This is a genomic window from Streptomyces griseoloalbus (genome assembly GCA_014650015.1).
GTDB lineage: Bacteria > Actinomycetota > Actinomycetes > Streptomycetales > Streptomycetaceae > Streptomyces > Streptomyces griseoloalbus.
This window is the reverse complement of record BMUD01000008.1, coordinates 93,215-117,364: the sequence shown is the minus strand read 5'-3', so window position 1 is coordinate 117,364 and position 24,150 is coordinate 93,215. Positions and strand designations below refer to the sequence as shown.

The following is a 24,150-nucleotide window of genomic DNA, read 5'->3' as shown; positions in this document are numbered from 1 at the left end:
CATGAGTGACAAGTGGACGACGGCGAGAATTCCGGACCAGCGCGGGCGGGTGGCCGTGGTGACCGGGGCCAACACCGGACTGGGGTACGAGACCGCCAAGGCGCTCGCCGAGCGCGGGGCGTCCGTGGTGCTCGCCGTGCGCAACGTCGAGAAGGGCGAGCAGGCCGCGGCCCGCATGACCGGCGACGTGACCGTACAAGCGCTGGACCTGACCTCGCTCGACTCCGTCCGGACCGCGGCGGCGGCGCTGCGGTCCCGGCTCGACCGGCTCGACCTGCTGATCAACAACGCCGGCGTGATGTACACCCCGAAGCAGACCACCCAGGACGGCTTCGAGATGCAGTTCGGCACCAACCACCTCGGCCACTTCGCGCTCACCGGGCTGCTGCTTGACCTGATGCTGCCGCTGCCCGGCTCGCGCGTGGTGACGGTCAGCAGCACCGGCCACCGCATCCGGGCCGCGATCCACTTCGACGACCTGCAATGGGAGCGGTCGTACAGCCGGGCCGCCGCCTATGGTCAGTCCAAACTGGCCAACCTCATGTTCACCTACGAGCTGCAGCGCCGGCTCGCCACGCACGGCACCACCGTCGCGGTGGCCGCACACCCCGGCCTGTCCAGCACCGAGCTCGCCCGCAACAGCCCCGCGGCCCTCCGGCTTCCGCTCACCTGGCTCGCGCCGCTGATCACCCAGACGCCGGCGATGGGCGCGCTGCCGACCCTGCGCGCCGCCACCGACCCCGCCGCGCTCGGCGGCCAGTACTACGGCCCCGGCGGACGCTTCGAGGTCAAGGGCCACCCCCGGCTGGTCACCTCCAGCCCGCAGTCGTACGAGGCAGCCGTCCAGCAGCGGCTGTGGGCCGTCTCCGAAGACCTCACCGGGGTGCAGTTCCCCATCGCCGAGTTCAAGCAGAACCCGCTCCGCTCCGAATCGGCCGCCACCCCGTAACCCGCGTTGGTGACAGGCGCCGGCTCGTCCCGGCGCAAGCGGGTGGTGCCAAGTCCGACGACGCGCACGCACTCCGCTTCGTGGGCGGCCATCCGCTCGTCGCCGTGCAGGCCGCTTGCGGCGCATACGTCCGGATGGGCAGTACGTGGCGGTCTTCGCCTCGGGACCTGGACACGGCCGCCCTGGCCCGCCGCATCGCCGTCCTGGACGCCGGCGCACTCGTCGAACAGGGACCGGCCCGGCGGATCCTGACCAGCCCGAGCCCACCGTATACCGTCGCCCTCACGAAAACGGTGGGCGACCCCGACGTGAAACGCTGAGCCGCCCCCGTCCTTCTTCCGTGGGGCTGGGCTCGACGGCCACGACCGTACGCGAAGCCCGCCGCCGGCTCCCGTTCCAGGGCTGCCGACGGACCGGCTCGGCACCGGCGCCCGGTGAGTCGGCGCACGGGACGAGACACCGGGACGGGACACCGGGACGGAGCACCGGGACGGGCACGACTTCCGTGGTGGTGTCCGGCCGTCCGTGCTCAGCGTCGCCGGGGCCGCAGTACTCCGGCGACCAGGATGACGAGGAGTCCGGCGAGGGGTACCACGAGCAGGCCCGCGCGCAGGCTGGTGGCGTCGGCGACGAGTCCGACGACGGGCGGGGAGAGCAGGAAGCCCAGGCGCATGAGCCAGGAGACGATCGTCAGGCCCGATCCGGCTTTGAGGCCGGGCAGTTCGTCGGCTTCGTGCATCGCGGCGGGCACCAGGGTCGCCACGCCGAAGCCCGCCGCGGCGAAGCCGAGAATCGTCCCCGGCACCGTGGGGACCGCCAGCGCCAGGCCCATCCCGGCCATGGCGACGAGCCCGCCGGCGCGGGCCACCTGCCGCTGGCCGAAGCGGTCCACGAGCCGGTCGCCGATCAGCCGGCCGACGAACTGTGCTCCGACCAGGGCGATGAATCCGCAGGCCGCCAGCGTCACCGACGCGTGCAGGGAATCCGAGAGGTAGAGCGTCGCCCAGGAGTTGCCCGCGTCCTCGACCAGCGTGCCGGCGGTGGCGATGAGGACGAGGGCGGCCAGCACGTACCCGGTGCGCCTCGACGCCGTCGCGTTCCGCTCCTGCCGCGGACCGCGGTCCGTCGTGTCCTCGTCCCGCGCGGTGGGCTCGGTGTCCGGTCCGGGCAGGCAGTACCGCAGGGCGACACAGGCGGCGATCCCGAACAGCACTCCCGAGAGGAGCAGATGCTGTCCCCGGGACAGGTCCAGTGCGATCGCGCCGGCGGCCATGGCCCCTCCGGTGACGGCGCCGACGGACCAGATGGCGTGCAAGGAGTTGATGACGCTCCGGCCGTAGCGGCGCTGCACCCGCAGGCCGTGCGCGTTCTGCGCGACGTCCGTGATCGCGTCCATGGCACCGGCCAGGAACAGCGCGGCCGCGAACACGGCCACCGAGTCGGCCAGGCCCGCGGCGAGGACTCCGGCGCCCGTCAGCAGGGTCCCGGCGACCGCGACGCGCGCCGATCCCAGTCGGCGGACCAGCACCCCCGCCGCCAGGCCGGCGGCGATGGCGCCCGTCGGGAACGCCGCGACGGCCAGGCCGTAGGCGGCGTTGCCGATGCCGAGATCCGCCTTGATCTGCGGGTATCGCGGCAGCAGGTTGGCGAACAGGGCCCCGTTGGTGAGGAACAGCACGGCAACGGCGGCACGGGCCTGCCGGTCGGCCCGGGTGGGCCCCCGCAGTACGTCAACAGTCATGCGGGGAGCCTACAGACCAGAGCGTACGTTCGTACACTTGCTCCCTGAAGCCATCGGCGCCCGACACGCCAGGAAGGCCTTACCTGCATGCTTCCCCTGGGGAAGTAGCTCCCCTTGCGGGATTCCACCCCCGTGGTCCTAGGTTGCAGTCGTTGGCCGCCGGCCCTGGCAGGGGCACGCCGCGCAACCAGGCCGGCCGGCGCCTCACCCCGTCACGACAACCACGTGTGGAGCCCTTCCCGATGAGCGCAACGCAGAATTCGACGATGCCCGCGGTCGCCTACCGCAAGAGCCTGCCCGTCGAGGACGCCGAGAGCCTCCTCGACGTCGAACTGCCCGTACCCACCCCCGGCCCGCGCGACCTCCTCGTCCGGGTCGAGGCCGTCGCCGTCAACCCGGTCGACTACAAGGTCCGGCAGAACAACGACCCCGGCGGCGAACCGCGGGTGCTGGGCTGGGACGCGGCCGGCACCGTCGTCGCCGTCGGCGACGAGGTCGAGCTCTTCCGGGTCGGCGACGAGGTCTACTACGCCGGCGCGATCGACCGGCCCGGCAGCAACTCCCGCTTCCACGCGGTCGACGAGCGCATCGCCGCCCGCAAGCCCGCGACCCTCTCCTTCACCGAGGCCGCGGCCCTCCCGCTGACCTCGCTGACCGCCTGGGAGGGCCTCTTCGAACGCCTGGGTCTGCACGACGGGGCACTGGACAGGACCGGCACCCTCCTGGTCACCGCCGCGGCCGGTGGCGTCGGCGCCATGGTCGCGCAGCTCGCCCGTGCCCTGACCAGCCTCACCGTCGTCGGCACCGCCTCCCGGCCCGAAACGGTCGCGTACGCCCTCAGGATGGGCGTCACCCACACCGTCGACCACCACCAGCCGCTGCCCGGGCAACTGGCCGGAATCGCCCCCGACGGCATCGACTACATCTTCAGCACCAACGGCACCGACCGGAATCTCGCGGCCTACGCCGACATCCTCAAGCCCTTCGGCCGCCTCGTCGCCATCGACGACTTCGGTCCCGTCGAGATCGGACTGCTCAAGGCCAAGAGCATCTCCTTCCACTGGGAGCTGATGTTCACCCGCTCCCTGCACCACACCCCCGACCTGGCCAAGCAGCACCACATCCTCACCCAGATCGCCCGCCTCGTCGACGCCGGCATCCTCACCACCACCGCCACCACCGACCTCGGCATCGTCAACGCGGCCCATCTGCGCGAAGCCCACCGCATCCTCGAATCCGGCACCGCCATCGGCAAGATCACCCTCACCGGCTTCCCGGACTGACCCGGCCGGCGCCCGGCGTCACCCCACCGGGATCTCGTCCAGGTGGTCCTCGACCCAGCCGCGCAGCTGTGCCAGCGGCTGCGCCACGCTGCGGCCGAGCGGGGTGAGCTCGTACTCCACGTGGAGGGGGACAGCGGGGTAGATCGTCCGGTCGACGAAACCCTTCTCCTCCAGGCGGCGCAGGGTGCTGGTCAGGACCTTCGGGCTGACGCCCTCCAGGCGGCGCTGAAGGGCGCCGAACCGCTGCGGCCCCTCCTCCAGCGCCCCGATCGCGAGCGCCGACCACTTGTTGGCCAGCAGGTCCAGCACCTCCCGGCACGGGCACTGCGCCGCGTACACGTCGTGGTGGTCGTGGCGCTCCGTCGTACAGCTCGTGACCATCGGTCGGTCGTCCCGTCTTCCCGGATCTGCTTCCCGTCAGCCACTTCCTTCGGGGAAGCAACTTCCCGGAAAGTCTACTACTGCCCGAGAACGAGCACGCGGACCCGGCAGGAGGCCGGGTCCGCGTGGAAACGGTCGGTCAGGTGCGGTCTAGCAGTCGACGCAGGGGTTCGTCCCCCAGCCCAGGCCGCTGATCCTCTCGTCCTTCAGTGCGCCGGCGTACGCGTGCACCTCGTCCACGTCGCCGTGCAGGTACTCGCCCCAGCCGTCACCGACCTGGGCCCGGCCGATCTGCAGCGCACCGGAGCTGCGCCAACCGTTCGGAACGGTCCCGGTCGCCCGGTCGTTGGTGTAGCCGTCCAGGAAGAGCTTGACCGTGTCGGCGGCGTCGTCGTAGACGATGGCGAGGCGGTGGCCCGAGCCCTCGCCGCCGTCCGCCCCCTCGATCTGGGCGACCACGGTCTCGGCGGCACCGGCCTCGTCCCTGTGCGGCATGATCAGCTGCCACCGGTGCTGCGACGGTTCGTAGCGCAGCTTGAAGGCGTCGGTGTGCTCACCGGCCTGGGACAGCACGGTCATCGGGTGCGCCGGTTCGGCGTCCGCCAGCCGTACGACCACACCGAGGGTGAAGCTGTCACCGGTGTCCACCACCGGTCCCTCGGCGACGGCGTGCCCGCGCTCGCCGTCGAGCCGCAGATGGCCGTCGCCGACCAGGGCGGGCGGCACGTAGGTGCAGTCGGGGTCGAGGTCCGGGATACAGGAACTGTCGGAGCCCCGGTAGATCGTCGCCCCGTCGCCGAGCCGCAGCGGCGCACCGTCCGTCTGCTCCGGGCTGGCCCCGTCCGTCGCGGTCTCCAGCGACCAGTGGCCGAGCAGTTGTGGTGTGCGGTACGCCATCTCGGCGACCTCCGCCGGCACCACGACCCGGTCGTGGACCCGTACGTCACCGAGGTCGCCGTGCCAACGGGCCCCGTAGTGGTCGCCGCTGCGGGCGCGACCGATCTGGAACGCGCCGCTCGCCCCGGCGGGTGCGGCCTCGGCGTCGGTGCCCACCGCGCGGCCGTTCACGTACAGCCGCGCCGTGCCGGTCTCCTCGTCGTAGAGGCCCAGCAGATGAGCCCACTCGCCGGTCTCGGGAGCGCCGCCCGCCACCCGCGCGTCACCGAGGGCGAACGACCAGACGGGTCCGGAGTCCCGGCTGCTCAGTCCGAGGCGGAAGGCGGCCGTCTCCCCCGCGTCCTGGCTGGCGACCGTCATCGTCCGGTCGGTCCGCGCGGGGCGCACCCAGGCGCTGACGGCGAAGGTGCCGCCGGTGTCGACGGCCGGGGCGTCCGAAGTCAGGTAGCCGTGTCTGCCGCCGTTCAGCGCGGCGGTGGCGGTGACGCCGGCGCCCCTGGGCGCCGGACCGCCGAAGGTCACGCCCGAGCCGGCGCGGGCGGCGACACCCGCCGTGGCGGCGGCCGTGGTCGATCCCGCGGCGTCGTCGAGGTTCCAGTGGGCGACAGGCCCCCGCCCGTCCCTCACACGGAACCAGTACGTGGTGGTTGCGCTGATGCGCCCCGAGCGGTCGATGGCGCTGACACTCAAGTAGTCCGTGCCGTCCCTGAGCGGCAGGAACCGGATCGTGGCGGGTCCGCCCAGCTCGGCGGGCCGGGCGGTGCCGTAGGGGCCGCCGATGAAGTTGTAGCGGTACTCGACGACGTCCGGTGACGGCGAGTCCATGGTGAAGCCGCCGTACACACCGACGCCGTCCTGGATCTGCTCCTCCGGATAGTCGGCGGAGGTGACGACCGCCTTCTCCGGGCTGACGTCGTCGTACACGAACTCGCAGACGGATCCGTCGCCTTCGGAGCTCCAGGCGGAGGTCGCCGTGCCGTCGTTCGCGCGGACGTGCCACGACACCACCGTGTCCGCCGGGATGTCCTCCGGCATCCGCCACTGCACCGGCGCGCCCGACGACATGTCGTGGGACGTGAACGCGCGGCGCTGCTCAATTCCCGCCGCGTCGGTCCACCACGCCTCGAACTCGCCCCCGACCATGTTGGCCTCGACGGGCTGGTTGTCCTCCTCCGGGTCGTACAGGACCGCGATCAGCGTCGGCGGCGCCGAGACGTACGGCCTGTCGTCACCGGTGGCGCACGCCTTGAACCCCGTCTTCAGATCCTGTACCAGCGGCTGCCTCGGCGGCAGGTTCTCCGCCGCGTGCGCCGTGCCGGACAGCCCCGCTCCCGCCACCATGGTCACCGCGGCGCAGCACACCGCCGCCAGACGTCCGGCACCGGCTCTTCGTCTTCGTTCCAACTCGTCCCACCCTCTTCGCCGTTGCTGCTCGCGGATCACACGAGCCGCATGAAGCTAACAGAGGGGACCGACATGGCTGTAGCGCTTTCTGCCGGGCCGCCGAATCCACCGCCGAACCCACCGGCGACCCGTCAAAGGAGACTTTTCCTTCTGCGGGCTCACGGCCCGCGGTGGAGGTCTGCCGTCTCCACCGGCTCCTCCGCCGGAGCCGCTGTCTCCTCCCGCTCCCCCGCCACCGCATCCTTCGCCGCCTCCCGCAGCACCTCCGCGAGCCCGTCCGTGGACAGCACCATGCTGACCGGGCCGGAGCTGTTGAGGCAGAGGCTGTGGTCCGGGGGGATGCGGGTGAGCAGGTCGGCGACCGGAAGCTGGGTGAACCCCAGCGGGCCGGCGGCCTGGAGGTAGCGGGGGGAGGTGTAGACGGGGACCACCGCCGTGCCGTCGGGCGCCGACGCGCTCACCGGTTCGCCGTCCGCCGTGACCAGCACCGCGACCTCGGCCCGGGCCAGGGCGGCGGTGACGTCCTCCGCCGGGCCGTACCCGGTGGTGGCGAGCTGGATGGCGCGGTCCACGTCGTCGGCGGGTTCGGGCCATCCCATCGCCTCGGGTGAGGGCCGGTACTCCTCGTTGTCCTCCCACTCGACGATCTCCCCGTCGGCGTCGGAGCGCCACTGGCCGACCACGGCCCACTCCGGCGGCGCGCCCTCCCCCTGCCAGGCGGGGTCGGTCAGATAGAGCCAGTGGTCGGGTGCCATCCTGGCCGCTTCGACGAACTCCTCGGGGGGCGCGGGGTCCAGGGGGGCTGCGGCGGGGCCGTCGGCGCCGGGCTCACTCATCGTGTCCTCGCTTGCTGGGGTGGTCCGTGTTGTCGGGGCTGGGGCGGGCGGCGTCCGCTGCCGGGGGGTCCGGCGGGCCGTGCCGGGGGCGCGGGGCGGGGCCGCCCGTCGTCTCCTGCGCCCGTGCCCGCAGTTCGTCCGCCGGGACGAGGAGCGACGCCGGTGCGGAGGCGCTGAGGAACAGCACGTCCCGGCCGGGCGGCAGCCGGTCGAGGAGATCGGGGAGCGTCATCATCACATGCGCGGGCAGCCGGTCGGCCGCCGCCCGCGGCGACGGCGGGAAGACGGGCACCGCGTACGTGCCGCCGGGCGCCCTGGTCCACGCCGGCTGCCCGTCCTCGGTCACGCACACGGCCACGGAGCCGTCCTCCGCGAGGGCTTCGGCCACGTCGGCGTCCGGACCGTAGCCGGTGGCGGCCAGCTGCACGGCGGCGTCGGCGTCGCTGACCGGCGGGGCCCAGCCGAGCGCGGCGGGCGAGGGCCGGTAGTCCGGGTTGGCCTCCCACTCGACGATCTCGCCGTGCGCGTCGCTGCGCCAGCGGCCGAGCACCGCCCACGGGGGCGGGACCTCGTCGTCCGTCTCGCCCAGCCAGTGCCGGTCGGTCACCGACAGCCAGTGGTCCGGGGCGGTACGGGCCGCGGCGGTGATGTCCTCGGGCGGCACCGGGAATCCGGGCTGGTCGCGGGCGACGGTCGCGGGGGGCGCCGGGCGGGGGGCGGGCGGCGGGGGTTGTGCGGGTGTCTCCTCATCGGCGGCCATCGGCGTCGTTCCCTTCGCTCGTTCCGGCGTTCCCGCCGGCTCGTCCCGCTCCCCCGGCTCCCCCGGCGCCCCCGGCCGCCGCTTCCGCGGCCCGGTCGGCCTCCAGCGCGGCCAGCAGGGCCCGCGCGTGCTCGTCCGGGAACAGGCCCTCGCGGGCGACGTGGGTGCGCAGTTCCTCCTCCGTGAGCGGGTGGACGTCCCAGTAGCGGCCCCAGTTGTTCACGTAGACCGAAGCCACCGAGGGGTCGAACTCGTCCAGCGCGTGCTGGGCGCCGACCATCACCTCGTGGAAGCTGTGGTGCCCCACGCCCACCAGCACGCTCGCCAGTCCGGACCTGATCAGGCCGAGGTCCACGGGCACACCGGCGAGCCGGGTCAGCCGCGCCACGTGCGTGATGATCCGGTAGGCGCTGCCGGAGGTACCGGTGAGCACCAGACCTCCGGAGTCCTCGGAACGCGCCTGGAAGTCGGCGGCCATCGGCAGGGTGTGGGTCTGTCCGGCGGGCGACCAGAGCAGCACGCCGTCCCGGACCGCGAGGCGCCGTTCGGCCGGGCTGAGCGGGGGCCGGACCTCCCAGGGGCGCAGCGGCGTGCGCACCAGCGCCTCCAGCTCCTCCATCTCCTCTTCCTCGTCCTCGGGGTCGAGTCCCGCCGCGAGGAGTTCGGCGCGCTCGCGCTCGTACCGCCTCATCTGCTCGGTGCGGTGCCGGTCGCGGCGCTCGATGCCGATCACCGGGTGCTGGGGTTCGACACCGCCCATGAGGTACGGGACGAGGTCCCTGGCCACGCCGTTGAACAGGAAGTTCACCCGCTCGCGCAGGTTCCCGGACTCCACCACGCGGGCCAGGTCCTCGAACGAGGTGCCGACGGCGCCGCCGCCCAGACCGCTGTTGCTGCCGAACAGCCGGTAGTCCGTGCGGTTGTGCAGCGCGATCGCCCAGAACGCCCGTGCGACCTTGCCGAACTCGGCGTTCACCTGCTCGTGCTCGCCGAGGTGGTCGGCCAGCCGCTGCTCGAAGATCAGCGCCTCCTGCGCGTAGCGGATGCGGGCCAGGGCCCAGGGGGGTGCGGGGAGGTCACCGGTCCGTCCGGCGGGCCCGGTCCGGTGCCGGTGGTCCTCCGGCACCGGGGTGTCCTCCCGGTCCGTGGCCGGCTCCCGGCGCCGCGCGGGCGAAGGCACGGGCGTGGGGTCGTCGTCGGAGTCGGGCTCGGAGTCGGAGTCGGAGTCGTCCCGGGAGAGCAGGGGGCGGGGGTCGTCGTCGGAGTCGTCGTCGCGCGACAGGAGCGGGCGCGGGTCGTCGTCCGAGTCGTCGTCGCGCGACAGGAGCGGGCGCGGGTCGTCGTCCGAGTCCGAGTCGTCGTCCAGGGACAGGGCCGGGAAGGACTCCAGGATCGGGCGGGCGGTCTGCCCCGACGGGCCCGCGAAGTCCGCGTCCGTCACCGCCGTCGCGGCGGGGGCGAAAAACGGGTTGGCGACGTACGGTCCCACCGGCGTGCCACCGGCCATCGGCTGCACCCCGCGGATGAACCGCCGGTCGATGCCGCCCGGGAACAGCACCTCCTCCTGGTCCGGGAAGGGTGAGGCCAGGCCCAGCGTGGCGTTCACGTCGATGCCGCCGGGGGCCTGGATGTCGTAGCGCCAGCGGTAGCGGCGGAACAGGGCGGGGGCGCCCCGCGGGTTCATGAGGGCGCTGTCGCGGACGTAGTCGGCGTTCGCGGTCGTGCTCGCGAAGACGGTGTCCGGGACCAGCGAACTGCCGCCGTACACATGGTCGATGAGGTGCACCATCTCGGGGCCGTACGGCTTGAGCCCCTCGCGGAAGACCTGTTCGGGCCCGTCGGGGCTGAAGCGGTACAGCGGGCCGTCGTGGTCGCGCCACAGCGCGTCGGGGAGCGTGGCGCCGGCCAGCGCGGCCGGGTCCGCGGCGACGGTGGCCGGGTCGACCGGCGGTGTCGCGCTGACCGGTCCGGTGGCGGGCCAGGTGACCGGTACGGGCGGGGAGTCCGGGTCGGACGGGTCCTGCGGCCGCGTCACCAGGCGGGACGACGCGACGAGTCCACGACCGGGCAGGTACCAGTCCCAGGACGGGCCCTCGGAGTACAGCCGCCCGTCCATGTCGGTGACGCCGCCGGCGGAGGGGCCGTCGGCGGTGTACTCGCCGCGCAGTCCGAGCGAGGGGATCTCGGCCGCGAACACGTGGAAGTCCGGGTCGTCCTGGCCGAAGCCCCACACCGTGTGGCGGTCGGTCGCTTCGACGGCCGGGAAGGCCTCCAGCGTCTCCTCGTACCGGCGGTCGAACTGTCCGTCGGCCGAGTAGGGCAGGGCCGTCGCCGCGGCCGGTGTGCCGGTGGTCGCCTGCCATTCGGCGTCGTCCCGCGGTTCGGTCGGGTCGGCGGAGGGCAGGGCCGGGCGGGTCCGGTGCCAGGTGCCGTGCCGGGGCCCGTCCGGCGTGCTCGTGGGCAGGTCCGTCACGAGGCCGGGCCGCGCCGGGTCGCCCTCGGACGCCGTGAGCGAGCCGTCGTACGTCCATACGGTCCGGTCGTTGCGGAGGGCGAAGTCGCGCTGGGCGCTCCACCGGCCGGCGCCGTCGCCGGACGCCAGCAGGACGAGCGGCCGGCGGTGGTCCGTCAGCGGCAGCTCGGGGTCGGACTCCAGCAGGGCGAAGAACTCGTCCTCGGTGACCCGCACGGTGCCGCCCGGCAGCCGCAGCACCGCCGTGCCGTCGGGGTCCGTCCCCGCGTGCGCGAAGTACGGGGCGGGGGCGCCCTGCCGGGTCCACGGCGCGAACCGGGTCGTGGCGGTGGCGGTGCCGTCGGGGCCGGTGGTGGTCGTCCGCAGGCGGGCGGGGTCCAGCCCGCCGGGGAGCGGGGCGGGACCCCAGTCGCGGCCCTGGAGGGTGCCGTCGGGTGTGCGGATGCGGGCCTCGTCGGCGAAGGCGCCCAGCGTCTCCAGGTGGAAGACGGCCAGGTCGCCGGTGCGGGTCGCGTTCCGCCCGGCGGCGAGGGCCTGTTCGGCGAGGTCCCGCAGCCGGGTGTCCGCCGCCGTGTCCCACGGGGCGTCGGCGGGCAGATGCAGCGCCGCGCGGCCCAACCGTTCCCGCTCCTGCGGGGACTTGGCGTCCAGCAGGCGGGACGCGCCGGTCATCGCCCACAGCGCGCGGGCGTGGGCGCGCGGCGGGACCGGCTCGGTGGGCGGTGTCCGCAGCACCGCCCGCACGGCGGCGTCGCCGTCCGCCGCGATCCTGTCCAACGCGGACCGCAGCGCGGGCGCGTCCCATACGGCGGTGAGCGCGGCGTCGGGCGGCGCGGCGAGGGCGCGGTCGAGGACGGCCTCGAAGTCGGCGGGTCCGGGGGCCGGTTGGCCGGGCGGGGCGACGGCGAGGGCTTCCCACAGTTCCATGCGCAGTGGTGTGAGCGTGCTCAGGGCGGGGTCGTTCGCCCGCAGGTTCTCCAGCGCGCCGATGCCGCGCAGCAGACGTTCGTACCGGCCGCCGGGCACACCGCGGTCGGCCTCCACCTCGTTGCCGAAGACCAGCTTCAGCGCCCGCACGAGGCGCAGGGCGCGCGGGCCCGGTTCGTCCCAGGCGGGGACGCCCGAGGGGCGCGGGAGGGGGCGCAGGCCCGCCGCCTCGGCCACCTCCTCGATCGCGTCGACCGGTTCGGGCAGGAAGGTCTCCATGCGGGTGAGGGTGCCGTCGGGCGTCGCCGCCAGCAGGCGCACGGTGTCGTTGTAGCCGGTCCTGCCGGTGGCGGCGGTGGTGGTGCGTCCGCTGTGGTTGGCGGCGTGCTGCGCGAGCGGGACCTCCTCCAGGGGGTCCTCGACGGGCGGCGCGGGCCGGACGAGGGACTGCTCGCGCCGCGGGTCGCCCGCCACGCCGCCGTAGCAGGCCGCGACGTGCAGGTCGTCGCCGGCCGCCCGCTGGACCACCTCGGGCAGCCCGCCGATGTAGCGTCCGCCGGCCTCGGCGCCCAGCAGCAGCACCCGGCCGTCCTTGTGCGCGAGCTTCAGGCCGCCGGGCACGCCGTGCGCGTGGAAGGTGTAGACGGACGCCTCGGGGTCCGGGGTGGTCTCCTCGGTGCCGACGACGTGGAACTCGTCGCCGAGGCGGAGCACATGGGCGCGTTCCCGCATGTCGCGGTAGTGCCGCAGCCGTCGTTCGCGCAGCCGCCTGCGGCCGTCGTCCGGCATCGACTCACGGCCCTCGAAGCGGTGGTCCGCGCCGACCAGCGGGCGGGTGTCCACGTCGCTGTCGCGGAACCGCACGCCGTCCACGGTGACCCACTCGCGGTCCACGGCCGGGGCGGGCGCGTCGGCCGGCGGATCGAACGGCACCCAGTCGCCGTACGCGTCGTCCGGGTCGGCGTCGACGAGCGCCGGCACGGGGGCGCCTGCCTCGTCGGTGCCGTCGGTGCCGTCGGTGCCGTGGTCCAGGAGGCGTCCGTCGCCGCTGGGCGCCCACACCCTGCGGCCCAGCCGTTCCGCCACGGCCCGCGCCAACTGGCCGTCCTGGGCGCCCGCGTAGGGGCTCACCAGCACCACCGGGACGTGGGGCGGCAGCGCCGCGAGCGCGGGGTCGGCGGCCAGCAGCCTGGCCAGCCCCCGCGGGTCCAGCTCACGGCCGTCGGCGATCAGTCCCTCGTGCCAGCCGGCCTCGGCCGCCACCACGTAGGCGGTGTCCCCCCAGGGCGCCGCCTCGTCGGAGACGCGGCTCAGCCGGCCGTCCCGCTGCTCGTACAGCCGGATCCGTGAGACGTCGGGGGTGGTGAGGCCGGTGCCGGTCCAGTCGCGGCCGCGCGGGGTGCCGTCGCGTCCGGTCAGCAGCGTGGCGGCGGACAGCAGGGGGTCCGGGGCGGCGGGGGCGGTGGGGGCGGTGGGGGCGGTGGGGGCGGTGGGGGCGGTGGTGGGAGCGGCTGTGTCGGGCGCGGCTGTGTGCCGCCCGGCCATGTCGGATGCGGTTGTGTGGTGCCCAGCCATGTCGGACGCAGCCCTGCCGGACCCGGCCGTCTCGGACACCGCCGTGTCAGACGTCGCCGTGTCAGGCGCCGTGCTGAAGGCCCAGTCCGCGTCGGCCGGCAGGGTGCGGCCCGGCCCGGTGGGGGCGGCCGGGGGTGCGGTGTCGCGGCCGGTGGAGCGGGGCACCGGTGCCGGGAGGGTGCGCGGCGCGTCCTCCGGGGAGGCGGACTGGGCCGGGCTCGCCCGGTGCCAGGCGTCGGTGCCCGGTGCGCCGCCGAACGCGGACCAGGCGTGCAGCGTCAGCACCGGCTCGCCGGAGTCACCGGTCCCGGACAGGTCCGACGGGAAGTCGGTCCACCACACGGACCGGCCCAGCCACTGCGCGGTCCGCGCCGCCAGGTCCCCGGCGTCGGCGGACGGGCCCGCGAACGCCAGGACGACGGGCGTGGTCAGCTCCCTGCGCATCAACGGCAGGTCGTGCGTCATCAGTTCGAGGAACTCGTCGGCGGACACCAGGTACGACGCACCGTCGTAGGACAGGTGCAGCTGCTCCGGGTCCTGCCGGTCCGGGGTGACCCGCACCAGGTACGGGACCGGAGCGTCCGGGCCCTGCTTCCACGGCGCGTCCACCAGCCCCGCGGGCGTGCGGAACTGCGCCAGGTCGACGCTCGCCGGCCGCTGTCCGCCGGTGAAGTCGCGGCCGCCGCCGCGGGCCCCGTCCTGGACCGTGCGCAGCCCGGTGGCGGAGTACGCCCCGGTCTCCTCCAGTTCGTACGCCGCCGCCGTGTCCGGGTCGGAGGCGTCGCGGCCCACCGCGAAGGCGCGGGTGAGCAGGTCGCGCGCCTCGTCGCGCTCCGCCACGCCGGGGCGGGCGCCGGGCGTCAGGTGGAGCACCTGGCCGATGAAGTCCTCCAGGTCCAGGCCGGGCGCGGTGAGCGCCTCCTCGGCCTTGACCCGCGCCCAGAAGATCCGCGACCGCTCGACCTCGCCGACCTCGTCGGCCTCGATGTCCAGGGCGGTGGCGGCCTCGTCGTCGGGGTCGCCGTCGCGCATCCACTGGGCGGCGGCCTCCACCGCCGGCAGGTCCACGAAGCCGGCCAGCTGGTCGCCGGGCCACATCGCCCACTGCTCGGCGGCGGCGGCCAGCACCCGGCGGGTGACGTCCTGGTTCACTCCGGACGCGGCCTCCGGGTGCGCGGCGACCACCCGGCGCAGCAGGTCGAGGGTGAACGGGCCGGCGTCGTCGAAGTCGGAGTCGGCGCGCCACATGTGGTCGATCGCCGCGGCGCCGCGCAGCAGGTCGGTGAAGTCGGGGGCGTCGTCCACGTCGTGCCCGAATGTCAGACGCAGCGCCCGCACCAGGCGCAGCGTCCCGGTGCGCATCTCGTCCGACACCTGCCCGTCGCCGGGCGAGATCCCGGCCAGCTCCGCGAGGCGGTCCAGCTCCGCGTCCGCGGGCTCGGGCCGGAACAGGTCCCAGGCCCGGTGGCGGCCCTGCGCGTCGGCGTACAGCGTGCGCGTGTACCGGCCGTTGCTCCCCCGGGTCCCCTGCGCGCTGTAGGCCAGGCGCACGGTGCGTCCGGTGGAGTTCGCCAGGTGCTGCCCCATGGAGACGTCGCGCAGCGGGTCGGGGACGAACGGGCCGGGGAAGGCGTCGGCGACGGTGTCCGGGGCCGGCACGGCGCTGCCCCTGGGCGCGCCGCTCCAGCAGACCACCAGGTCGATCCAGTGGTCCTTCGGCAGGCTCGCCAGGCTCTTGCGGCGCCTGAGCCACGGCCCGGCCTCCCGCTCGTCGACCAGCCGCACGCTGCCGTCCCGCATGGCCAGCTGGAGCAGGCCGGGTTCGCCGTGCATGTCCAGGCGGTAGGCGGTGTTCTCCGGGCCCGGGCGCGGAAGGTCGTACTCCGTGGAGATGCGGCCGGTGGCCGGGTAGAGGTGGACGAACGTCGACATCCGGTCGAGGTGGCGGTCGTCGTCCTCGAAGTCCCGCGCGTACTCGGCGGCGTGGTGGGAGGCGCGGCCGATCTGCCTGCCGGTCGCCGAGCTGACGAGGGGCCGGGTGACGACCTCGTCGTACCAGTCCGGGACGTCGTCGTCGGGGTCGGGGCCGAGGCCGGGCGGGCTGGCGATCCAGTCGCCCTGGGGGACTCCGGGGCGCCGGACGGTGTCGACGGTGCTCACCGAGCCGGGGGCCGAGCTGAGGGTCGCCTCGCCGCTGTGCGCCCACACGGTCAGTCCGGTGCGGTCGGCGAGCCTGCGCGGCAGGTCGAGGTAGCCGTCGGCGGCGAAGGGGACGGCCAGCACGACCGGGGTGCCCTGGGGCAGTCCCTCCCGGGCGATGTCCGCCGCGACCAGTTCCACGAACTCGTCGACGCCCAGCTCACGCGTGGAGTTGTCGGGCAGCCGTGCCTCCACCCGGTCGTGCCCTCCGTCGGCGGCGACGACGTAGGGGGTCACGCCGGTGGGCCAGGGGGTCGGCGTGGTGTCGAGGATGTCGTAGCCGCCGGTGGCGTTGTCCTCCAGCCGGTCGCCGCGGGTGGTGTCCAGCTCGGCGATGTCGTCGTCGCCGTTCCAGTTGAGGCCCGGGACGCGGTGGCCGCCGACGGTGAAGTGGTGTGCGCGGTCCGGCGCGAGGACGCCCAGCTCCGCCAGGTGGAACGCGCCCAGCGTGGCCAGGCTGATCGCCGCGCCGGCCGCCGTCGCCCGGTCCACCAGACCGAACAGTGCCTCGCGCGTGTCCTGGCCGACGGCCGCGCCGGGGCCGAGGTGCAGCACGCGGCGGGCGATCCCGTCCACGTCCAACGGGGTCGCGCGCAGGGCCCGTTCGTGGCCGCGCAGGGTGTCCAGCGTCTGCACGGCGGCGGCGTCCGGGGTCAGGGAGACGCTGAACAGCGCCTGCCGGCCCAGGGCGGACGGGGTCACACCGTCGAGGGCGCCCGTGCCCGTCCAGTCGGCGGGGACGCGGGCCAGGGCGCGCAGTCCGACGGTGAAGTCGGCTGCGGCCAGGCGCGGTTCACCGGCGGGGAGGCCCTGCTGGAGGTCGTTCAGCGCGCGGTCCAGCCTCCGCAGGAACTGGGTGCGCGCGGTCTGTCCGCGCCGCCTGGCCGTCGCGGACTGCTCGGCGGTCTGCGGGCCGTCCCCGCGGCGGGCGTCGGCGCCGTACCCGGTGATCGACAGGCGCGGCAGTGCGGCGCCCGCCCGCCGGTTGCGCAGTCCGGCGGCCGCCACCTGCGACGCCAGCCGTTCGAGCGTCTGCTCGCCGCTCCTGGACGGCGCGGTCTTCCCCGGGTCGTAGGCCACCAGGCCGCGGGACGGCAGGGCGGGCAGCGGGCGGGCCGACGGCGGGGCGACCGGGCTGGTGAACACCGGGGTGGTGGATGCGGGGCCGGTGGGCACCGGCACCGAGGTCATCTCCACGCCCTCCATGGGCTCCCCGGCCGAGGAACGCGCCTTGGCGGGGGCAGCGCTCGCCGTGCCGTCACCGCCCGTGCTCCCGGCATCGGCGTCCGTACCGCCATCGGTGTCCGTACCGGGACCGGCGTCCGTACCGGGACCGGTGTCCGTACCGGGACCGGCGTCCGTACCGGGACCGGTTTCGGTAGCGATACCGCTGTCGGTGCGCGGTGCCGCGGGCAGTGGCGGGTCGACCGGGCGGCGGCCCTCCTGGGCCGTGCCCTGGTCGACGGGCCGGGCCTCCTGCCAGTCGGCGGCCGTCGGGCTGGTCAGGGTGATCAGCGAATCGACCAGCGTGGGCACCGGAGTGCCCGCGTCGTCCGTCCCGGAGAGCTCCACCGGGAAGCGGCTCCACCACACGCCGCGGCCCAGCCGCTGGGCGATCACGTCGGCGACGCCCGGGGCGGGCCCGTCGAACCCGTCGACCACCAGCAGGACCGGTGTCGTCAGGTCCTTGCGCCGCAACCGCACGTCCGCGGCGAGCAGTTCGGCGAACTCGGCGGCCGGCACCGGGAACGACTCGCCGCCGAAGCCCACGTGCAGGAGGTTGCCGTCCTGGAGGTCGACGGACGCCCGCACCAGGTACGGGACGGGCTTGTCCTTGCCCGACGCGTCCTGTCCGGCCCACGGGGCGTCGACGACCGCGTCCGCCACCCGGAACCTGTCCAGCGCCGGCAGCGAGGCCGCGCCGTCCTTCCAGTCGCGGCCGTCACCCAGCACGAGCCCCATGGTCGGGGACGCCTCGGACCCGTCGAAGGCACCGCGCGCCTCGAGGTCGTACGCCGCCGCCACGTCCGCGTCGGTCATGTCACGGCCCGCCGCGAAACCGCGGGTGAGCAGGGTCAGCGCGTCGCCGCGCAGCGTGTCGTCCACCTCGACGGCGGGGTCGAGGTGCAGCACCCTCGTGGTGAGCGCGTCCGCGTCCGGGCCAGCCGCCCGCAGTGTCTCCTCCGCCTTGACCCGCGCCCAGAACATCCGTGCCCGCACGGCCGGTCCCACGTCGTCGGGGCCGGCGAGCTTCAGCGCGGCGACGGCCGCCGCCTCCACCGCGGCCGTGTCCCGCAGCCATCCGGCGGCCGAGAGCGGCACCGGCAGGTGCACGAACCGGCTCACGCCCAGCCGGGCCCCGGACCGCCACGTCCGCGCCGCCGCGGCCAGCACCCGGCGGGTGGCCTGCCGGTCCGCCCCGGACGCGGCCTGCGGGTGCGCCGCGACGACCCGGCGCAGCAGGTCCGGCGAGAACGGGCCGGTCGGGCCGAGGTCCGGATCGACGTGCCACATGTTGTCGATCGCGGCGGCGCCGAGGAGGAGCGTCGGGTAGTCGTCGGCGTCCTCCACGTCGGGTCCGAGGACCAGCCGCAGGGTCCGCACCACGCGCAGCAGTTCGGCCCGGGTGCGCGGTGTCGGCTCGCCCTCGATGCCGGCGAGGGTCGCCAGCCGGTCCAGTTCGGCCTCGCCGGGCTCCGGGCGGCTGGTCTCCCACCACCAGCGGCGTCCGCGGGCGTCGGTGAACAGCACCCGCACCGGGTCGTCCTGGTAGTGGAAGGCGCCCTGGAGGGCGTAGGACATGCGCACCGTGCGTCCGGTGGTGTTCGACAGGTGCTGGCCCAGGGAGATCGCGTCGTCCTCGAGCGGATCGGCGGCGAACGGCACCGGGAAGGAGGAACCGACCTGCGAGAGGTCCTGCACCGCGCCGTCCTGCGGGGCCGAGGAGTAGCAGACCACCATGTCGACCCAGTGGTCCGCGGGCCGTCCGGACAGGCTCTTGCGGCGGCGCAGCCACTCCCCCGCCTCGTGCCGGTCGGCCGTCCGCGACCCGCCGCCGGCCAGCGGCATCATCAGGGCGCCGGGCAGGCCGTGGCCCGCGAGGTGGTACGCCTTGTCCTTCGGGCCGGGGTCGGGGAGCGGCAGCTTGGCGGAGTACGTGCCCGTGGCCGGGTTGAAGTGCACGAACTGCGTCATCTGGTCGAGGGCCGCGAAGTGGTCCTCGCGCGAGGGCAGTTCGGACGGATCGTGCAGGCTGCGGCCGATCTGCTGCCCGGTCAGCGTGCTGACGACGGGCTGGGACACCACGTCGCGGTGCCAGTCGGGGGCGCCGTCGTCGGTGTCGGGCGCCAGTCCGGGCCGGACCGGCAGCCAGGAGCCGTGCGGCAGCCCGTCCCGCCGGATCACGGCGATGGTGCTCTGCGCGGTGGCCGGGTCGGGGTGGCGGCGGGCCAGGCCGCTGTGCACCCACACGGTGCGGCCGGTGCGGTCCGCGACCTTCCTCGGCAGGTCGAGGTAGCGGTCGCCGGCGAAGGGCACGGCCAGCACGATCGGGGCGCCCGCGGGCAGGCCCTTCAGCGCCGGGTCGGCGGCGACCAGTTCGGCGAACTCGTCCGGGTCCAGGTCCTGTGTCGTGCCGTCGGGCAGCCGTGCCGTCACCGCGTCGTGGCGCCCGTCGGCCAGGACCACGTAGGGCGTCACGTCCCACGCCCACGGGGCCAGGTCGGGCATCCCCGGAAGGAAGCCGCCCGACGGGTCGGGCGTGAGGCCCTCGATGAAGAGGCCGTCCAGTTCGGCGGTGTCGGACCCGTCCCAGTTCAGGCCCGGTACGCGGTTCCCGACGACGGTGAGGTGCCGGGCGCGGTCCGCCGCGAGCACGCCCGCCTCGTCGAGCTGGAAGGCGGTGAGCGCCGCCAGGCTGTCCGCCCGCCCGGCCGCGGTCGCCCGCTCCACCATGGCGTACAGGTCCTTGCGCATCTCCGGGTCGACGAGCACGAACGGTTCCAGGTGCAGGATCCGCCGGGCGACCGCGTCCACGTCGAGCGCCCCGGTGCGCAGCGTCCGGTCGGCGCGGCGCAGCGCGTCCAGGGTCTCCACGGCGGCGGCGTGGCCGGTCGAGGTGACGGCGATCGTGGCCTGCCGTCCGAGGTCCGCGCGGCTCACCTGCTGGGCGGAGCCCACGGTGGCGCCCTGGCCCGGGACCCTGGCCCGGCCGCGCGAGGTGACCTTGAAGTCCCTCGCGGTCAGCCGGGGGCGGTCCTGCGGCAGGTTCCGCTGGAGGGTGTTCAGCGCGTGCTCCAGCTTCTGCGTGAACAGGTCGTGCGCGGTTCGCGCGCGCTGGTCGCCGCGCTGCCGGGCGGCCTGCTCCCGCACCTGCGCGGTGCCTTCCTGCCGGCCGTCGGCGCCGTACCCGGCGATGTCGACCTTCGGCAGCGGCACCCGGGTGCGCCGGTTGCGCAGACCGGCCCTGGCCACCTGGAACGCCAGCCGTTCGACGGCCTGCCGCGCGTCGGACGAGGGGGTCGTCCGTCCCTGGTCGAACTGGACGAGGCTCAGCCGGGGCAGCGGGGCGAGCGGGCGGCCCGACGAGGCGGTCGCCGCCGGTGCGGCGAACACCTGCTGCCCGTTCTCCGTGGTCACGGCGGTCGGGTCCGCGTCGGTTCCGGTCGGGCCCGCGTCGGTCATCTCCTGGTCGCCGGCGTCCGGTCCGGAGGGGTCGAGGCCGAAATCGAAGTCGAAGGCGTCGAAGTCGACGGTGTCGAAGTCGAAGGCGTCGAAGGCCGACAGGTCGAGGTCGTCGAGGATCGACATGTCGATGTCGCCGGCGTTCGTCATGTCGATGTCGGGCATGTCCGCGCCGGTTCCGGACTGCGGCAGCGGGGTCGCCGCCGCCTCCGGACCGGTCGTACCGGTCGTACTGCTCGTACCGGTCTGCGGCAGCGGCGCCGGGGCCGCCGTCGGCGAGCCCGTTCCGGCGGGTGCCGTGACGTCCGGGGTGGCCGCGGTCGCGGGGTCGGTGACATGCGTGCCGTCGGGGGCCGCAGCGTCCGTGGCGGGCGTGGTCCAGCGCGGGTGCAGGCCCAGGCCGGTGCGGAGGGTGTCGGCCAGTTCCGCGGCGGACACCGGTACGGCCCCGGTGCCGGTCCCCTCGTCCAGCAGGTGTCCGGCGACCCGGCGCACCGCGTCGCGGAAGCCGTCGCCCGCGTACCGGGCGTCGGCCAGGACCGGGTGCGGCTCCGCCGGCAGGACCAGGGAGACGGCGGCGGACCAGGCACGGGCGGTGTCCGCCGCGTCGGTGCCCTCGGGCACCGCGTCCGCGAAGTCGGCGTACTCCCGCGCCCACAGCCGCCGCGACGCGTTCGCGGCCGCCGTGGCCTGCGCGTCCGTCCAGGCGCCGGGCCGCGCCATCCGCACCCGGGCCAGGTCCGGGGCCTCCAGTGTGGTCGCGGGCAGCCGGTCGTCGCCGCGCAGCATCAGCTCGATCTGCTGGCCCGGGGAGAGCGTGATGCCCGCGGCGGCGAGCTCGTCCGTGCCGACGGTCTCGTCCGGTGAGGGGGCGGGCAGGCCGGACGGCAGGTCGTCGTCGGTGATCCGCGCCGCGATCCAGCGGCGCCCGTCGGCGTCCGCCGGGACGGCCGGGACCGCGTCCCCGGTGTCCGCGCCGAGGCCGCTCCCGGTGCCGGCCGGGTCGCCGGTGTCCCGCGCCGCGCCCAGCTCGTCCGGGGTGACGCCCAGGGTCCACAGGTGCGCCTCGGCGTCCTCCAGGGCGCGGCGCGCGTCGTCGACCGCGGCCCAGGCGTCGGCCACCGCCGTCCCGTCGCCGCTGATCCGCTCCGTCGTCGCGGCTTCGGCGGCGGCCGCGCGGAACCCGGCCAGCGCCGACGCGTGCGCGTCCCAGGCGGCCGCGAGGCCGACCGCCTCGCCGGTGCCGTCCGCGCCGTCCGTGCCGTCCGTGTCATCGGCTCGGGTTCCGGTGGAAGAAGGCGCGGGCGCGGCGGTGTTGGGCGCCGCCACGGCCATACCCGGCGCCGTCCCGTTGGTCACCGTGCCCGTGCCCGCGGGGTCGCCCTCGGCGGGTGTGGTCCGCCCCCACGTGCCGGGCGCGGCCGGCCGGCCGTCGGGGCCGGGCAGCAGCGCGACGGTGTACGTCCCCGTCGCCGGGTCGTGGTGGAGCGTGGTGGCGCTGTCGGTGCTCCACCAGTTGCGGGCCGAGTTGCGGGCGCCCTCGCCCGGGATGCTGCCCTGCGCCGGGGCGCCCGACGGCCGGGCGTGCGGCACCACAGCGACGACCTCGGCGTACCCGTCCATGCCCAGCAACTGCGGGTCGCGCAGCACCAGTTCGCCGAACTCGCTCGGCGGCACCGGACCCGGCATGCGGAGCCCGCCGGCGTCACCGTCGGCGACGTACACGAAGGGCGCCGGACGGTACGGGTCGGCCTTCCAGGGCGCGGGCTCGGTGCCGACCGGCACGAGCGTGCCGTCGGGCGCGTACCCCAGCAGGGTGACCACGGAGGGGTCGAACGTGCCGGGCGGCCGGTTGGCGCCGTCCAGCCCCCGGCCCCAGGCCTCGCCCTGACCGTCCGTCAGGAGCCGGTCGGCGTCCAGGGCGCCCTGCTGCTCCAGGTGGTGGGCGGCCACCTCGTGGAACTGCCACGGGTCGCGGCCCGCGGCCGCCGCCCGCCGCGCCACGAGGACCGCCTCGCCGTACCGCGCCGGGTCGGGGGCGGGCAGGTGCAGCACCGCGGCGGCGAACGCGCCCCGGTCCGGCTGGGGGCCGGTCACCTCGGCGATCCGGTACGACGCCCACAGCAGCCGCGACCACTCGTCCTCGCCCAAGGGGTCACCCGCGTCGAGTCCGAGGACCTGCCGGGCGACGGTCTCGCGGTGGGAGGATGCGGCGAGGCTGTCGAGCATGCGGACCAGGCCCGGCAGTCCGATCCAGCCGGTCAGGGGGCCGCGCGCGCCGGCGTCCCACCGTCGTGCCGCCTCCGCCAGCAGGCCGCGGTGGTGGTCCGGCGTGTACTGCGGGACCTGCCCGGCCGGGAATCCGCCGTGGTAGCCGGTGAGGATCTGCTGGTACAGGTCGAGGGTGAACCGGCGGGCGCCGTCGCGGTCCAGCCGCGGGTCGGCCTCGCGCATCAGGTCGAGCGCGCCCATGCCGCGCAGCAGGTCCGGGTATTCGGCGGTCTCGTCGACCGTGGGGCCGAAGACCTGCCGCAGCGCGCGCACCAGCCTGAGGGTCCGCTCGCGGGTCGCCTCCGGGACGGGCCCGGGGCCCTGGTGCAGCCCGGCGTCGCGGGCCCGCCGGTCCAGCGCGTCCCCAGCCGGCTCCGGACGGAACATCACCCACGGCCGGGTACGGCCGCGCGCGTCGGAGAAGACCCCGATGTACGTCGTGGGATCACCGGGCCGGGTCTCGCCGGTGGAGTTCATGAACTGCGTGGCGAACACCGTGCGGCCCGTCTCGTTGGCCGTGTCCTGGCCGACCGCGACGGTGCCGAGCGGGTCGGGCACGAACGGCAGCGGGCCCTCGACGTGGTACCCGGGCACCTCGCCGATGCCGGCGGGTGTCGCCGCGTAGCAGATGAGCAGCACCACGGGGTGCTCCGGGGCGAGCGAGGCCAGGCTGCGGCGGCGGGCCAGCGTGCGGGCGAAGCGCGGCCCGTCGTCGTCCCGCCGGCCCTGCGGGGTGTGCCAGACGACGGCGCCCGGCGTGCCGTGGTTGTTGGCGAAGTACGGCGCCGGCAGGTTGAGTTCGGTCCACGGCAGGGGGGCGGGGTCGCCGCCGGGGCCGTAGGCGTTGCGCAGGTGGGTGTAGGACGTGACCGTGCCGAGCCGGCTGTGCGCCAGCGTCCGCGCCCAGCCGCCGCCCGGCGCCTCGGAGAGGTCCATCGAGATGTAGCCCATGGACCGGTGGTCCTGGGTGGCGACGGAGAGGGCGGACACCCGGTCGTCCGGCTCGGCGGCGGGCAGCGTACCGGCGGGGGCCGGGGTGTTGACGAACCACTGACCGCGCGGCGCCTGCTTCACCTCGTCCAGCAGCAGGACCATCGAGCGGCCCGGCACGTTCGGCAGGCGGCCGATGCCGGCCCGTCCGGTGGTGGCCCACACGTCGCGGCCGAGCCGGTCGGCGAGCCCGCGCGGCAGGTCGAGGGAGTCGGCGGCGGACCGCTCGACGTGGAGCAGCACCGGCGGCCGGGCGGGGTGGCCCGCCAGGTCGCGGTCGAGGGCCATCAGCTCGTGGAAGACCTCGGGCGGCACGGGGCGCGCGAAGCCGCCGAGCCCGCGCACCACGACCGCGTCCGGCCGGGCGGACAGCAGCACGAGATACGGGTCGGGGTCGCCGGACGTGGGCCGCCACGGCGCGGGCTCGGGCCCGCTGTGGCTGGTCGTGCCGTCGGCGGCGCGGGAGATCCTGCCGGTGCTGCCCGTGTCGAAGTCGGCCGGCAGGGGGCGGCCGAGCCAGTTCCAGCCGCGCGGGCGGCCCTGGGCGTCGGTGAGCCGGAAGTCGGCGTGGAACGCGCCGCGTTGGGCGAGGTAGTGGGCGGACAGCGCGGCCAGGGTGCCGGCGCCGGCCGTGACGGGGGCGGTCGCCAGCCGGACCAGGGCGCCGCGCGCCGCGGCGTTCACCGTGTCGGACGGGTCGAGCAGCAGCACCCGGCGGACCACTGCGTCCAGGTCCAGGAAGCCGCCGCGCAGGTCGGGGTCGGCGTCCCGGAGCCGGTCC

The 24,150-nt window shown here is 75.3% G+C and carries 8 protein-coding genes (1 of these 8 running past the window's edge); 2 read left to right on the top strand and 6 right to left on the bottom strand.

Going from position 1 to position 24,150, the window contains the following annotated elements; all coding sequences use genetic code 11:
- Nucleotide 1 precedes the first annotated feature (1 nt).
- Nucleotides 2-949, top strand: coding sequence for an SDR family NAD(P)-dependent oxidoreductase (locus IE178_RS14510; RefSeq protein ID WP_184761660.1), 948 nt, complete (start codon nucleotides 2-4; stop codon nucleotides 947-949).
- Between the two features lie 529 nt (nucleotides 950-1,478).
- Here the strand turns inward: IE178_RS14510 and IE178_RS14505 are convergent.
- Complete coding sequence (locus IE178_RS14505) at nucleotides 1,479-2,690, bottom strand: MFS transporter (RefSeq protein ID WP_193512539.1); 1,212 nt, start codon at nucleotides 2,688-2,690, stop codon at nucleotides 1,479-1,481.
- Between the two features lie 242 nt (nucleotides 2,691-2,932).
- Between IE178_RS14505 and IE178_RS14500 the strand changes: the two genes are divergently transcribed.
- On the top strand, nucleotides 2,933-3,973 hold the full coding sequence (locus IE178_RS14500; RefSeq protein WP_318280046.1) for a zinc-binding alcohol dehydrogenase family protein: 1,041 nt from the start codon (nucleotides 2,933-2,935) through the stop codon (nucleotides 3,971-3,973).
- A gap of 18 nt (nucleotides 3,974-3,991) precedes the next feature.
- On the opposite strand, the gene IE178_RS14495 is transcribed toward IE178_RS14500, so the two are convergent.
- The 5 genes from IE178_RS14495 to IE178_RS14475 all read right to left on the bottom strand — a co-directional run.
- A complete protein-coding gene (locus IE178_RS14495) occupies nucleotides 3,992-4,354 on the bottom strand; it encodes a winged helix-turn-helix transcriptional regulator (RefSeq protein ID WP_193512538.1) in 363 nt (120 codons plus the stop codon).
- Between the two features lie 150 nt (nucleotides 4,355-4,504).
- Nucleotides 4,505-6,592 (bottom strand): LamG domain-containing protein, encoded by a 2,088-nt coding sequence (locus IE178_RS14490; protein WP_193512662.1) that lies wholly within the window; start codon nucleotides 6,590-6,592, stop codon nucleotides 4,505-4,507.
- Between the two features lie 221 nt (nucleotides 6,593-6,813).
- The gene (locus tag IE178_RS14485) at nucleotides 6,814-7,491 is read right to left on the bottom strand and encodes a type VII secretion system-associated protein (protein WP_193512537.1); all 678 of its coding nucleotides are present in this window, start codon (nucleotides 7,489-7,491) and stop codon (nucleotides 6,814-6,816) included.
- Nucleotides 7,484-8,251 (bottom strand): type VII secretion system-associated protein, encoded by a 768-nt coding sequence (locus IE178_RS14480; protein ID WP_193512536.1) that lies wholly within the window; start codon nucleotides 8,249-8,251, stop codon nucleotides 7,484-7,486. The genes IE178_RS14485 and IE178_RS14480 overlap by 8 nt, the downstream gene beginning before the upstream one ends.
- Nucleotides 8,238-24,150 carry the end of a lonely Cys domain-containing protein gene (locus tag IE178_RS14475; protein ID WP_193512535.1) on the bottom strand. It continues 23,675 nt past the right edge of the window, so only the last 15,913 of its 39,588 coding nucleotides appear in the window; its start codon lies beyond the right edge, outside the window; its stop codon occupies nucleotides 8,238-8,240. The genes IE178_RS14480 and IE178_RS14475 overlap by 14 nt, the downstream gene beginning before the upstream one ends.